The organism is Cyanobacteriota bacterium (genome assembly GCA_027618255.1).
GTDB lineage: Bacteria > Cyanobacteriota > Vampirovibrionia > LMEP-6097 > LMEP-6097 > JABHOV01.
Genome location: JAQCFG010000010.1, coordinates 15,532 through 28,587, shown reverse-complemented (window position 1 = coordinate 28,587; position 13,056 = coordinate 15,532). Strand labels below are relative to the sequence as shown.

Below are 13,056 nucleotides of genomic sequence, written 5' to 3'. Positions count from 1 at the left end.
TTAATTAATTACGAAAAGAACCCCAAGTTCTAGAGCTTGGATCTTTAATCTTGAGTCCATTGGGAGCTTCTGTACCAAAATCTGCAATTGCATCAGTATTACGAGTCTCCTGTCTTGGTCGTTCTGGCTTGATATTTTTGATATCACCACGCATTGCATCTTTGATTGAATCATCAGCAGAGATTTGTTTAATCAATTGATTCAAAAGTGCGTCTTTATATTCAATCTCTCTAGTTCTTAGTTCTAGTTTGTCTTTAAGTTCATCAACTATTTTGTGAGACTCCTTAACCGCTCTATCAGCTGTTTCCGTGGCAACATTTTTTTCTTGTTGATTTTGTTTTGCTTGATATTGCATTTCAAGAAACTCCGTTTTGAGTTTATTGTATTCTGTTGTACTTTTGTCTTTGTAATCAGTTAGTTGTTTTAGTTTAGTTTTCAGTCTCTCACGCTCTTCGGTATAATCATAAATTTGCTCGTCATAATGTTTTTTCTGAGTCAGTATATCTTTGTGACTTCTTTGTAAATCAGACTCAGAAGCACGTAGAGCTTCCTTCGCTGCTTCTAATTCGTCTTTTTATTTTTTATTATTTATTTTAAGCGTTTTGTATTCATTCTTGAGATCTTCAACTTGAGAATTGAGCGATTCGTATCTAACTTTAAATTCCTGACTCTCATTAGCTTTGTTAACGTATCCATCCATTAAGGCATTAAACTCAGCAGATACACCAGATTGCTGTTTCATTAAAGAATTAAGATGCTGTTCAATTTTTTTGATACTAGCTTCAAGTACATCAGGACTTTCACTTAAAATGGCAGGCAAATTATGAGTTTCAGATATTATCGGCTCTGTCATGAGCGGTTTTTTGGGAGCAACTGCTTTTGCAGTTGGCTTCTTTTCGGTACTAGTCTCTGATATTCCCTCTTCGTACATAAATATATAACTCTATATACCAATTATACAGGATGATTTGCAAGAGCGTGCAAATGGATTAGCAAAAACCTTGACTTAATAGCTTAATCAGATAAAATATAAACAGATGGACAATAAGCATATACCAATAGGCAAGACAGCCATTGAAGCACCTACTGAACTGGATCTTATGGGATTTGACGAGCTTTGGAATGCTGATTACCAGCAAACTCGTGAGTTTATTCAATACCGTAAAAGCCGTAAAGACCAGGACCACTCTGAAATAGAGCTAATGTCACAAGAGCTAGACAACAAAAACTTTGATGTACAAAGGCTTAGCTGGCAGATTAGTGAGCGCGAAAAAGAGCTTAAAAACCTATACGAAGAGTTACACAAGATGATAGAACTAAACAAGAAGCTCAATAGCCAATTGATTGATTTTGAACAGCTCAGCTCTAAGCAAGAGGCATTAATAGAGATACTAAGTCGAGATCCTGATGCTATGGTAGAGCCACAATTGCCCAATTTTGGCTAATTTTTGTTGTTTTTTAATCACCACTATGGGTCCAAACCAGTCTATCTTCAGATAGGCAGCAGAGCTGCGGGGAATTGGACCCAAAGGTGATTAAGCTCATAGTAACTCCTTAAACAATTATAAACGCCGGAAGATTTCGCTTCAATATGTTAATATTGATAATCATGAAAACAGACATTCATCCAAAAACTAATGTAATTATAGCTAGCTGCATTTGCGGAGCTGAATTTGAATTAGAAACAACACTTCCATCACTAAGGGTTGAGATATGTTCTAGCTGCCACCCATTTTATGCTGGTACTGACAAAATTATTGATACTGCTGGTAGAATCGACAAATTCCAAAAGAAATACAACAAAGGCGCATAAGGGCCATAACCATTTAACACAAGCCGAGTTTTAGTCGTATCTACATTGCTCGGCTTTTTTTTGTATAGTAAACAATAAAGTTTGCTGAAGTATTTAGCAAAGTCCTCGACGATGTCGGGTTGGCGTTGCCTATCGTTTTGCAAAGCTGGCGAGGTATCTACGCAAATTTTGACCTGCGAGCACCGGCTACGTGTCCGTTCATCGCGCAGTACATAATAAAAACCGCCCCCCGGGGGCGGTTTCTCCAAAATTGCTTTTAGTATTTCAGTTAAAGTGCGAGTTCTAGATAGTCCCTAAGTTTGATAGCACGCTCAGGATGTCTGAGTTTTTTGAGTGCTCTAAACTCAAGTTGTCTAACACGCTCGCGAGTAATACGGAGCATACGACCAACTTCTTCAAGAGTACGTTCTTGTCCAGAATCAATTCCAAAACGTAATTGAATTACTGCTTTCTCTTTTTGAGTAAGAGTATCAAGTACACGTAGAATGTCCTCTGCAAGTAAATTCTCAGTAGCAGCAAACTCTGGTCTAATTGACTGATTTGAATCAGCAATAAAATCCTCTAGCTTACCGTCGTCTTCGTTATTAATCGGAGACTCAAGACTCACTGGGGTTCTCATGGCAGCAACGATCTCTTTGATCTTTTGACCAGATACTTCCATTACTTTTGCAAGCTCTTCTTCAGTCGGTCTACGGTTAAGTTCTTGACCTAACTTACGAGCGATCTTTTTGAATTTGTTGATAGTTTCAACCATGTGTACTGGTACACGAATAGTTCTAGACTTGTCAGAGAGTGATCTTGTGATCCCTTGTCTAACCCACCAAGTAGCATAAGTAGAGAATTTGTAACCACGTTCAGGGTCAAACTTCTCAGCAGCACGGATCAAACCAAGGTTGCCTTCTTGAATTAAATCAAGAAACGGTAATCCTCTGTTGATATATTTTTTGGCGATAGATACAACCAATCTCAGGTTGTGTCTCACTAGTTTACGTTTGGCAACAATATCATCTTCGCCAATTCTTCTAGCTAATTCAATTTCTTCTTTTGCAGTCAAAAGTGGAACTCTACCGATCTCACGAAGATACATCTTCACTGAGTCATCAGAAAGAGGTGAAACACTCTCGGTAATACGATTACTGTTGTTTTCATTCTCTTCCTTGATTCTTGAAGCCGCAGATGAAATTATATCGGTATCGATATCGATATCTACCGATTCAAATGCTAGCGAATCAAAATTACCAGCCTCATCAAGGTCTGATCCTTCTGCGTCATAAGTCATAGTTTCGTCGTCTAACATGCTTTTAGTTGCAACAGCTCTTTTTTTTGCCATACACTCTCCTTTATATAAAGTTAATTGGTTCTAGTCTTTGATATTAGATTGAGTGGCCCGCGTGTAATAAATTTTGCTCAACTGAGCCATATTGCGTACTAATCTTTATATATAGTAGTAATTCTAACCAGATTCGTTCCGGGAGAGGGTATACTATTGTACATCTTAATCATGTCTTAAGATTAGTATTACGGATTAATTAATGTTAATCTTGGGATATAAATGATATAAAGCTTAATTTCGTTGATAATCGTGCGACGCTGGGCTATTATTTGGAGCATGCATGAAAAATATTTTAGTACAAGATATATACCAGCAGAGGGAAGGATGCCTTCAAATGGTGGAAATCGTAAATCAGATCAAATAAATAGGCCGTCACTTGGGATACACTCAGTGCAAATTGGCATATTACATACTAGAGCAAGAAAATCTTTAGTAGCAATTGAAATACCAACACAAGAAGAATTAAGAAAAGCGCTGGAGCTGGGTTATAAAGAAAATGAACTTAGCAAACAAACGAAATCCAAGATTAATCAGCTGATAGCTCGCAAGCTTGGTGAAGCAGCAAAGATCAAGGATGGAACAATAGAGTTAACTGAACTTACAGACTTGATCAATCAATCAAATATCATCAAAACTAAACAAAAACTTGATCTTGATACAGTAAGAGCTTTTTATAACAAGAACAAGAATATAGATTTAACATCTATAGAACATGACCTTCAGCTATTAAAAAAACTAGATAAAGCAACTAATACAACAAACACATATAACGAAAGTAAAGGCTTATCAAAAGCACTATTAAACGGACTATATCCTAAAGATAGCAGAATCATAATAAGTCAGGCACGTGCAATAACAGGAGCTAATCATCTTGAAAGCAATGGAGAGAGAGAAGCTGTAGTAATAGGAACAACAGCAAGCCTGAATAATGCAACTGGATCTGAGAAAAAGACGGCAATTAAAGTCCATGTGAAAGCAAATCAGAATAATGATCCTAGGGCTAAAGGAAAAGGTAACTTTATCACTCAAATACATAAAACAGTAGCAAAGGATGCTAAAAGAAGAGAATTCACGATCCAACCAGAAAATATTGTTAGATTTAAGTAGTTTTGAAAGTCAGAATTATCTCCAAAGGCAACACGCGCATTCAGCGCGGTTGCTACCTTTTGGAGCAATAAGTCTACGAAGAAATCAAAGCACTAAAGAATCTCTGACTAATTGCTCAAGCAAAACCCTTGCAGCAGGTGCAAGCCTCTCACTATCCATTGATGAAGCCCAAAAAATATCATCAATCTCAGCGCTTGCTTTAATCTCACCAGTGTATTCAAACTGGTAACAATTCATCACCACAATTCGCGGCTGCGTGAAGCCATAAGCATCAGCTTCAAATCGTGAATATTTTTTAATTGATCCATAAATTAGATCTATATCAAGCTCTTCTTTGCACTCACGAATTATTGCATCAAACTCTGTTTCACCCGGTTCAAGCTTGCCGCCTGGGCAATAATAAAGCTCATTGCCACGCGAGCGGCACATTAAAACCTTGCGGTCTTTGATTATGATAGCTGCGACTACTTCAAACTTGATTATCTCTTGAGACATATTACAAATCTAACAGATAATTATGCAACCATGGAATTCAAGGCATGAGCATAAAATTCTCTCTCAAAAGGCTTGGTTGATGGTTTTTTTATTTGATTATCTAGTTCTTTTTTTAATAGCACAAGATTACGTTCAATAAGCGGCTTTGGTCTATGTTTATTTTTATCTTCATAAAAACACGCAGAAAGTAATTCAACTCTTGTTTTAAGATACCTTGTTGTGGAATATTCTCTTTGATATTGAGTTCAGCAAAAAGAGAACGAGCAAAAGCTCTGCCAATCTTGCTAGCAAAAGCCTCTCTGAAGTCTTGTGCTAATGCTTCTTTGATCCTAGAAGAAGAATCCAATGAAAGATCATTAATATGACTTTGTACAAGGGTAGATAATTTAATCAATTGAAGTGTATCAGAAGAATTAGAATTATAATCATCAAAAGGCAATGATTTTGAATGAGTAATTTTGTGCATTGAATCTGTTGAATTGTCAAAGCCAAATTGCTTTACTAACTCTTTAATTAGTTTGGGATGAAAATATTTTATCAATAAGCGAGCAACAGCTCTAAGCTCTTGCTCATCTTTAGTCGCTGCAATCAGTTCATTGATTTGCTTTGCAACAACCATGCCAAAGATATGTGATTTAGAAAATCTAACAGCTTTAGCTCCGCTAGCTTGAGTATGTAATTTAAACTCCAATCTCGTTTTAGGTTCAAGTTGAGTTTTCGTTTTAACTTTGTTAACACTCGGCTTATGTAGCAAGACTGGTCTTTTCTTTACTTTAATGCCTTGGGCTTTAATGCCTTTGGCTCTCAATGACCTAGCAACTGTCAAAGGGTGCACTTTCTCACTAACTAAGTAATCTGGCAGACCTAATGCAGCAGTCGTTTTAGAAAGTAGTTCTTGTTCTTGTCTTGCAGCATGCCTTTCTGCAAGAAGAGAACATTGATCCAAAAACATCTTATGTCTAGCATCAAAATCATCAGGACCAAATAATTTATCAAAAAACTTAAGGGAATCAGGATAACCGGCAAAGGCAAGTTCCGGATTTTGCCATAAAGCATTTGCAATCAAACCTGCATGAGTAGTAATAGAATAGCCCTTTTTCACATTCATATTTTAACAATAATCAAGTAGGGTTGTCATAAAATCAAAATCTAAAATGATTTAGGATTGATAGCTCTGATATATAATTCACCGAAAACCCTTTGTTTTACAGATTCCGATTTTAAATCATCATAGTCGTTTGTGTTTAGTAGCTTCACTTGTTGCTCCTGGAGCGACGAAGCTGAACTATTCAAACTTATAGTCATAGATGAATGACCATCAGAAGCACTCTTACGTAATTTCGTGGCAGGGCAGATAGAGGAATCAAGCTTAACTAAGCCTGAAAAGAACTTAATTAAATACTCAATAGAAAACTCTTGCATAGGCAAAGTTAAAATATTTTTGCGTTTTGCAGTGATATCAGGCTCGTCACCAGTAAAATCCTGCTTTGGCTTTGTCCTAATTCCAGATAGTATTTGCCATAATATATATTCATCAATTTTGCTGGGGATCAAGCAACTTGTTGTAGTATCTAATTGTTTAATTCTGGTGGTAATTATTTGTCTAGAAAAAGATTTTGCTGCTTCAACAGTGGGCTTGAGCTGGATAGGTAAACCATAAATCCTGTCATCAACTTTAAAATGAATAAATTTGTCAACACCAGCTCTATCCTGCCAATGGCTTTTATCAAATGATTCGAATTTCTCGATGAATCCAAGAAACTTAAGTATAGAAGCAACTAAATCAAAACGTTGTTCAAAAAAAATGCCTCTAGTATATGAAAGATCTTGTGGATTAATTTGAGATTTCTTTTTTTCATCTATGGATTTCAATCCATAGATTTGCAGCTTTTGCTCATCACTATGAAAATTGGTAATTAATAAATCAAACCACTCAAATGGTGTTATAGAAATAGGAATCAAGGTGGCATTCTTAGAAAAACCAAGATCAATTGTTCTAGTTAAATCAGTCTCTTGACTAACTAAATTATCAAACCAAATCAATAATTCTATTTGAGCATTATTGTCCATATCTTGGAAATAGTTTTGTGCTTGAAGTTTATTGAGCAAAGCATCAACTAGAGGATCAGCCATGACAACAAGTTCTGGCTCAACTGTGACCTGCCTTCTTGCATTGGGTTTTGCACTGCCGTAAAAAACATTAGGAGTTGGTATGGCTAATTGATTTGCAGCAGTTTTAGATGATGAGTGCCAGTGTTTCAAATTGTAACCAAATGGTCTCTTGCTATCAGTTATTTTGCGAGAACTCTGTGAGATACGAAGTGAAGGACTAACTACACCGCTTGATGAATTATGATTTGCTCTGATAAATCCAGGTTTAAAATTAGTAGGAATAGTTGCCAAGTTATCTTATTTTAACCTATTTTGTTATCAATTAGGTCTATTGTAGAAATGACACTCCGCCTAAAATTGCGAGGTCCTTCGGACCTATCACGGGACATGCTTAAGATTGAATGATAAGGGTTTTCTCACAACCGTGATATTCCTCTCAGCAAAGCTGGCGAGCTATCTACGCAAATTTTGACCCTGCGGGCACCGACTAGATGTCAGTTCATCGCGCAGCTCAGAATAAAGTTGAGAGCAAGCTAAACAATACAACCAGCTTCAATAATTAGAGTATTTAGGTATTCTAGACGAGTGCTAGACAGTGGATGAGTACTAAAATACTCATCAATCTTGGTTGCTTTTTGATTAGCTGAATTCTTTTCAAAGAACTCTAATTTACCAGATTCATTACAATATAACTTATTCATTAAATCAATTGCAAAAACATCAGCCTCTTTTTCCGCTCCACGGCTATAGTGTAAACCACCCATATAAGTAACTCCGTCATAGACTTGTAGAGCATTAGGTTTACTGCTAAACAAACGACGCAAGATAGCGAAGAACCCTTGCCTTGCCATACCATTGATCATATGACGCTCTTCTATGTGTCCAAGCTCATGAGCAACCACCATTGCAAGTGCTGATTCATTTTCTAGCTCTTTGATAAGTCCTGTGTAGACGACAATTTTTTTGCCCATACTTGCATAGGCATTAATTTTTTCATTCTCTTCAACAATAATAGAATATTGTTTGGGGTCTTTATCAATGCTAACAACAAACTTGTTTAGAAGTTCTTGTACTTCAGTTTGGTAATCAGCTGATACCACTGAGCCCATTAATAAAATCAAAGAAATCAAAAATAATCTGTTCATAATTTGATATTATCACTGAAAAAAAATAAGTCAAAACAAACTCAACGTCATCCCAGCTGAAACTAGCAGTAATAACCAGGCAAAAATCATCTTAAGTAATTCTTGGTCTATTTTATTACTAAAAATGAACCAATTAGACTAGCAATGCTAATCATAAGAATAAATGGAATTGCAAAGCTACAATCTATTGTGATGGTGCCTAGATAGCCGACAAATGCAGTAAGAGCCTGCATTGCAATAATCATTTGATGGCAATATTTATTAGACATCCTGCAAAACCCCGTTTTGCTAGTGATGTCGCTTTAAAAAAGGTAGCAACCGCAACGAATGTTGCGTTTGCTTTAAGAATAATTCCGACTTTTGCAGTAAGTCTATTGTTATGAAGTTGAAGATCGATATCCACAAACAGAAGAAGCAGCGAGTCATGTTATTGCAATTGAACTTGTCAGCAAGCAATCACTCAAAATTGAGAAACTCGCTAATGAAAGTTGCTCTGAAGGCATTATTGAATTAAATGATGCTGCAGTGACTTTTGTTAGCTAGCATATCAGGGTCGTATCCTATTATTAAGCTGAAACAATAGAAACAACTGAATCAACACTTTGGTAAATTCAGCTAAAACATAAAAACGATGATAAAAACTAATATCCATAGCCAAACTAACTTGTCCTTCCGGACTCGACAATGCAACAACGTAACTGTGCAAAGCAGGTAATAAATAGAAGCTATCAAGAAGAAGTATAGAAAATAAAACGATCAAGAGTAGTTTGACAAAATTGACCTGAATATAGTTAAGAAGAACAAAAAATAAGCAAACAACTAACAACCACTCAATATAATTAAGATATCTAAAGCTTAAATCACCAAGTTGCAAAGCTAGTTCCCTAGACAAGCCTGGCACTAGAAACTTAATTGGTGTAGCAAAAAAAGAAACTCCACAAATCATACCTAACCAGAAAGTCAGAATAAAGCTTGAAAAAAATCTTGTTTTGTTCATTAATTAATTATAGAACAGAAAAAATAAGGGACAGGTCTACGCAATTCACTTAATAGACATCCTGCACAACCCGTTTTGCTAGTGATGTCGCTTTAAAATTGGGGATACTAAAACCACATACCCACAAAAAGATCACTCTTAAGATCTTTTTTGCTTGTCATAAGGATGCTCATGGTACCGGCGCTGGTTTCGCCAGCAGCGTGGGTCACAGTATGGAATGATAAACACAAGTCTTCCCACAACCATGCTTGAGACTAGAAGTCATATAGTCTAGTCATAGCTATCATGTAAAAACAAAACCCAGGTCGGCGCCTGGGTTTTGTTTTTATAATGGTACCGGTGGCCAGACTTGAACTGGCACGGGAAAAAATCCCAACAGATTTTAAGTCTGTTGCGTCTACCGATTCCGCCACACCGGCACGTAAAATCAAGGCGTTTAAGGTAGACGCTTGATTATTCTAACTCAAAAGTACTAAGAGTAAAAGCTCATTAGTAAATCATAAGCTTTTTTAAGGGTATCGAGATAGTCAGCAGTATCTTTAGCACTTTGATCAGGGTGAAATAAGGTCACCAGACGTCTATAGGCAGACTTTATAGTCTGAGCATTAAGCTCATCGTCAATAGATAAATAAAGTGTCCCCCGTGCCCAAACCTCTTTAGCTAAGTCAGTATTAGAAGGTTTTTTCTGATAACTGATAGCAGCACCTTGTACAAAGCCTTCATTGAAAGAGCTCTCCGAATTTTTGCTGTGATCTTGAAGCTGATTTTTTAATCGAGTGATGTGACGGTTTTTGAATTTGATTTTTTGTATCAAGTTTGCAATTAGTTTATCAGCGCCTACAAGTGATTCTTGATTCTTGTAAATATATTCAAGGATCTCAAGATCCTGATAGAGTAAGGCTTTGGGGATACCAAGCTGGTAAGCAAGATTTTGCGGACAGAGCTCTTGACTTGAAGCATTCATAGCTTCGACAGTACGAATAATACGTGGCATATCGACTCCTATCTCCACAAGGCTGGTTGTTGAATAGAGGTCAGCAAAATTGTCTTCAAGTTTGAAGGATACAGACATATTTTTATTATAACGAGTATTTTTAATTGTTGAAAAGGATAAGTTCTTTCTTAACAACTATTGTATTAATTAGGGATCTATGAAAATGCATAATATGACGCCTCGCCTAGAATCAACCACTATCCAAGACATTCACTGAACCCTAAGAAGCTTTTTTAGAGACTCAACTAGAAAACTTCGTTTTTCAGTGTGACCTTAGGTCTATTTGTGTTTTTGCTTGCGTCTATACTTAGATGGGCTCATCTCAAGACCATTATTAGTATCCCAAATATTGAGATGCTTAGATCTTGCTGTTAATTCAGCTGACTTGAATCTGTCAAGATACTTTTGACGCTTATCAAAGGTAAATAACTGAGCAAATCCATGTTCAAGCAAGTCCAATTGAAGCATCGCCCTTTGCTTATCGGCATTAAGGTATGAAAAGAAAACAAGCCTTCTACCATATTTATCAATAGGAGTGAGTCCGTTTTCTAAATAAATCATAGTATCAGGTTTAATTCGATCAACTACATAATTCATAGCAGCTTTGCCCCAAGGATCTTGCGAATACTCAGGAGCGTCGATACCAATCAATCTAAGTTCTTGACGCTGGCAATCAATCTGGCAATTATAGTCTGTGACATAAAAAGAATCAGCATCATTGGCATGTACCAGTCTATAAACAGGTTCTGATACCTGGCAAGAACTGAGAAATAATAATATAAATATCAAAAAAAACTGCATATAAGCTAGAAATATGATACTAACACAGCGTGATAGACTTGTTTCAATGCTAGAGCGTAAGCACTATAAATACCTTGAAACAATCACAATCTGTTTCGTTCTGGTACTAATACTTAGTAACTTAATAGGTAGTGTCAAAATCACCCAGCTTTGTCTAGGACAATGGTTTTGTTTTAGCACTACAACAGGTGTCTTGCTCTTTCCAGTCTCCTATCTGATTGGCGACATCTTGACAGAGGTTTATGGTTACGCTCAATCGCGCAAGGTAATTTGGACTGGGTTTGGAGCGTTAATTCTTGCCAATCTGATAATTCAATTCTTTATCATCTTGCCTGCTGACCCAAATTGGGGGCTGCAAGGCGCATATTCACAGGTCTTTAATATGAGCCTGCGCATAAGTGTTGCCAGTATTATTGCTTTTGCAGCTGGCGAATTCACTAATAGTTATGTAATTGCCAAACTCAAACTTTGGACCAAGGGCAAATACCAATCTGTCAGAATTATCGGCTCAACAATGGCCGGTGAGCTAGTTGATACAATCATTATTATTCCACTTGCCTTTATTGGCGCAGATGGGTATCCGCTAGAACTAATGTTTAAACTAATGGGCAGCAAGTACCTAATCAAAGTCATTTGGGAAATTCTCGCTTATCCATTGCTTACAGTTCACTTGATAAGGTTTCTCAAAAACAAAGAACATGAAGACTATTACGATAAAGACACAGACTTTAATCCATTTCACTTATGAACAAAACCATATTAATAAAGAATGCAAAGCTAATTAATGAAGGAGAGATCTTTCAAGCTGATCTTTTAATTGAAGGCGAATACATCAAAACAATTGATAGAAGTCAATCAATCACTGAGGCTGATCAGATCATAGACGCAAGTGGCAAATACCTTATTCCGGGCATGATAGATGATCAAGTGCACTTCCGTGATCCAGGGCTTACACACAAAGGTGATCTTTATACTGAATCAAGAGCGGCAGTAGCAGGTGGAATTACTAGTTTTATGGAGATGCCCAACACTGTGCCGCGAGCACTCACGCAAGACTTACTAGAAGATAAATACAAAATAGCCGCCGAGAAATCATTTGCCAATTATTCGTTTTATATGGGTACAGCTAATGACAACCTTGAGGAGGTTTTAAAAACTGACCCAGCCACTGTTTGCGGGATCAAGATCTTTCTAGGAGCTTCAACAGGCAATATGCTTGTAGACAACCCTGAAGTAATAGAAGAAGTGCTCAAATACTCTGCTCAAACAGGTTTGATCTGCACCGTACATAGTGAAGATGAAGCAACCATTGTGGAAAACGCAGCCAAATACAAAGCGAAGTATGGAGATGAGATTGATATTAAGCATCATCCAGAAATTCGTTCAAGAGAGGCTTGTTACAAATGCACCAAAAATATAATTGGCTTAGCCCAAAAACACAAAGCTAATTTACACGTACTGCACATTAGTACTAAAGAAGAGCTTGAGCTTTTTGATGCAGCAGAAATAGATTCAAAATATATTACAGCTGAAGCCTGCGTACACCATCTCTGGTTTACAGATCAAGACTACACTAGCAAAGGCAGCAAAATCAAATGGAACCCCGCCATCAAAGCAATAGAAGACAGAGAAGCTATTAGAGTAGCAGTAAACCAAGGAAGGATCGATATCATTGCAACAGATCATGCGCCGCACACCATTGAAGAAAAAACTAATTCCAATTATTTCAAATGCGCCGCAGGTGGTCCACTGGTGCAACATGCATTGCCAGCTTTGTTTGAGATGTATCATCAAGGAGTTTTTAGTTTAGAGACTATAGTTCAAAAGACATCGCATAATATAGCGAAGAGATTTAAAATTGACAAGCGTGGATTTCTTCAAGAGGGTTACTATGCTGACCTAACTCTCGTCAACCTCAATAAGCCTTGGACAGTGGACTCTAGCAATATTTTATACAAATGCGGCTGGTCACCCTTTGAGGGAGATAGTTTCAAATCATCGATTAGCCATACGATCATTAATGGTTCTGTAATTTATCAGAATGGTAAGTTTTGCGAGAAATCACATTCTCAGAGGCTTGCTTTTGTGCGAAGCTAGCATGTGGTAGACACCTAACTGTAAAATATTAGTCTCGATTTCAGGCATAATTACTTGTGTGAATGAAAGGCAAAGAACATTTATATATTGGTTTTGGAGCATAATTGCAATTTCACTACTACTGCCTATAGGAACTATTTTCCTAAATTACTTAACAGGAGC

16 protein-coding genes and 1 tRNA gene are annotated in these 13,056 nt (G+C 36.9%); 5 read left to right on the top strand and 12 right to left on the bottom strand.

Features of this window, described 5'->3' with window-relative positions:
- Positions 1–4: 4 nt before the first annotated feature.
- Both O3C63_02580 and O3C63_02575 read right to left on the bottom strand, forming a co-directional pair.
- Entirely contained in the window at positions 5–355 is a 351-nt protein-coding gene (locus tag O3C63_02580) for a hypothetical protein (GenBank protein MDA0771807.1), read from the bottom strand.
- 219 nt (positions 356–574) lie between these two features.
- On the bottom strand, positions 575–931 hold the full coding sequence (locus O3C63_02575) for a hypothetical protein (protein MDA0771806.1): 357 nt from the start codon (positions 929–931) through the stop codon (positions 575–577).
- A 106-nt stretch (positions 932–1,037) separates the two neighbouring features.
- Between O3C63_02575 and O3C63_02570 the strand changes: the two genes are divergently transcribed.
- Both O3C63_02570 and rpmE read left to right on the top strand, forming a co-directional pair.
- Positions 1,038–1,445, top strand: coding sequence for a hypothetical protein (locus O3C63_02570; protein ID MDA0771805.1), 408 nt, complete (start codon positions 1,038–1,040; stop codon positions 1,443–1,445).
- A gap of 164 nt (positions 1,446–1,609) precedes the next feature.
- Positions 1,610–1,813 carry a 50S ribosomal protein L31 gene (gene rpmE, locus O3C63_02565; protein ID MDA0771804.1) on the top strand — a complete coding sequence of 68 codons (204 nt, stop codon included), beginning with the start codon at positions 1,610–1,612 and terminating at the stop codon, positions 1,811–1,813.
- A gap of 268 nt (positions 1,814–2,081) precedes the next feature.
- Here the strand turns inward: rpmE and O3C63_02560 are convergent, their stop codons facing one another.
- Positions 2,082–3,143 (bottom strand): sigma-70 family RNA polymerase sigma factor, encoded by a 1,062-nt coding sequence (locus tag O3C63_02560; protein MDA0771803.1) that lies wholly within the window; start codon positions 3,141–3,143, stop codon positions 2,082–2,084.
- 279 nt (positions 3,144–3,422) lie between these two features.
- Between O3C63_02560 and O3C63_02555 the strand changes: the two genes are divergently transcribed.
- Entirely contained in the window at positions 3,423–4,253 is an 831-nt protein-coding gene (locus O3C63_02555) for a hypothetical protein (GenBank protein ID MDA0771802.1), read from the top strand.
- Positions 4,254–4,337: 84 nt separating this feature from the next.
- Here O3C63_02555 and O3C63_02550 read toward each other — a convergent pair whose 3' ends face one another.
- The 9 genes from O3C63_02550 to O3C63_02510 all read right to left on the bottom strand — a co-directional run bounded on the left by O3C63_02550 (position 4,338) and on the right by O3C63_02510 (position 10,785).
- Complete coding sequence (locus tag O3C63_02550) at positions 4,338–4,748, bottom strand: NUDIX domain-containing protein (GenBank protein MDA0771801.1); 411 nt, start codon at positions 4,746–4,748, stop codon at positions 4,338–4,340.
- A gap of 112 nt (positions 4,749–4,860) precedes the next feature.
- A complete protein-coding gene (locus O3C63_02545; protein MDA0771800.1) occupies positions 4,861–5,850 on the bottom strand; it encodes a hypothetical protein in 990 nt (329 codons plus the stop codon).
- A 47-nt stretch (positions 5,851–5,897) separates the two neighbouring features.
- Complete coding sequence (locus O3C63_02540; protein MDA0771799.1) at positions 5,898–7,151, bottom strand: hypothetical protein; 1,254 nt, start codon at positions 7,149–7,151, stop codon at positions 5,898–5,900.
- A gap of 242 nt (positions 7,152–7,393) precedes the next feature.
- On the bottom strand, positions 7,394–8,005 hold the full coding sequence (locus O3C63_02535; GenBank protein ID MDA0771798.1) for a M48 family metallopeptidase: 612 nt from the start codon (positions 8,003–8,005) through the stop codon (positions 7,394–7,396).
- A gap of 107 nt (positions 8,006–8,112) precedes the next feature.
- Entirely contained in the window at positions 8,113–8,274 is a 162-nt protein-coding gene (locus O3C63_02530) for a hypothetical protein (GenBank protein ID MDA0771797.1), read from the bottom strand.
- Positions 8,275–8,552: 278 nt separating this feature from the next.
- A complete protein-coding gene (locus tag O3C63_02525) occupies positions 8,553–9,002 on the bottom strand; it encodes a hypothetical protein (protein MDA0771796.1) in 450 nt (149 codons plus the stop codon).
- A 331-nt stretch (positions 9,003–9,333) separates the two neighbouring features.
- A tRNA-Leu gene (locus tag O3C63_02520) sits at positions 9,334–9,421 on the bottom strand.
- A gap of 53 nt (positions 9,422–9,474) precedes the next feature.
- Positions 9,475–10,074 (bottom strand): J domain-containing protein, encoded by a 600-nt coding sequence (locus O3C63_02515; GenBank protein ID MDA0771795.1) that lies wholly within the window; start codon positions 10,072–10,074, stop codon positions 9,475–9,477.
- 201 nt (positions 10,075–10,275) lie between these two features.
- Positions 10,276–10,785, bottom strand: a complete 510-nt coding sequence (locus O3C63_02510) for a thermonuclease family protein (GenBank protein ID MDA0771794.1) — start codon at positions 10,783–10,785, stop codon at positions 10,276–10,278.
- A 25-nt stretch (positions 10,786–10,810) separates the two neighbouring features.
- On the opposite strand from O3C63_02510, the gene O3C63_02505 reads away from it, so the two are divergent.
- Together O3C63_02505 and O3C63_02500 are read left to right on the top strand one after the other, a co-directional pair.
- Positions 10,811–11,545, top strand: coding sequence for a queuosine precursor transporter (locus O3C63_02505; protein MDA0771793.1), 735 nt, complete (start codon positions 10,811–10,813; stop codon positions 11,543–11,545).
- Positions 11,542–12,894, top strand: coding sequence for a dihydroorotase (locus tag O3C63_02500; GenBank protein ID MDA0771792.1), 1,353 nt, complete (start codon positions 11,542–11,544; stop codon positions 12,892–12,894). Before O3C63_02505 ends, O3C63_02500 begins: the two co-directional genes overlap by 4 nt.
- Positions 12,895–13,056 lie beyond the last annotated feature (162 nt).

Bases quoted from the DNA above. Each gene is read 5' to 3' on its own strand.
- O3C63_02560 (MDA0771803.1), bottom strand. From the start codon at position 3,143: ATGGCAAAAAAAAGAGCTGTTGCAACTAAAAGCATGTTAGACGACGAA.
- O3C63_02575 (MDA0771806.1), bottom strand. From the start codon at position 931: ATGTACGAAGAGGGAATATCAGAGACTAGTACCGAAAAGAAGCCAACT.
- rpmE (MDA0771804.1), top strand. From the start codon at position 1,610: ATGAAAACAGACATTCATCCAAAAACTAATGTAATTATAGCTAGCTGC.
- O3C63_02550 (MDA0771801.1), bottom strand. From the start codon at position 4,748: ATGTCTCAAGAGATAATCAAGTTTGAAGTAGTCGCAGCTATCATAATC.
- O3C63_02505 (MDA0771793.1), top strand. From the start codon at position 10,811: ATGATACTAACACAGCGTGATAGACTTGTTTCAATGCTAGAGCGTAAG.
- O3C63_02555 (MDA0771802.1), top strand. From the start codon at position 3,423: ATGCATGAAAAATATTTTAGTACAAGATATATACCAGCAGAGGGAAGG.
- O3C63_02535 (MDA0771798.1), bottom strand. From the start codon at position 8,005: ATGAACAGATTATTTTTGATTTCTTTGATTTTATTAATGGGCTCAGTG.
- O3C63_02580 (MDA0771807.1), bottom strand. From the start codon at position 355: ATGCAATATCAAGCAAAACAAAATCAACAAGAAAAAAATGTTGCCACG.
- O3C63_02525 (MDA0771796.1), bottom strand. From the start codon at position 9,002: ATGAACAAAACAAGATTTTTTTCAAGCTTTATTCTGACTTTCTGGTTA.
- O3C63_02500 (MDA0771792.1), top strand. From the start codon at position 11,542: ATGAACAAAACCATATTAATAAAGAATGCAAAGCTAATTAATGAAGGA.
- O3C63_02530 (MDA0771797.1), bottom strand. From the start codon at position 8,274: ATGTCTAATAAATATTGCCATCAAATGATTATTGCAATGCAGGCTCTT.
- O3C63_02515 (MDA0771795.1), bottom strand. From the start codon at position 10,074: ATGTCTGTATCCTTCAAACTTGAAGACAATTTTGCTGACCTCTATTCA.
- O3C63_02570 (MDA0771805.1), top strand. From the start codon at position 1,038: ATGGACAATAAGCATATACCAATAGGCAAGACAGCCATTGAAGCACCT.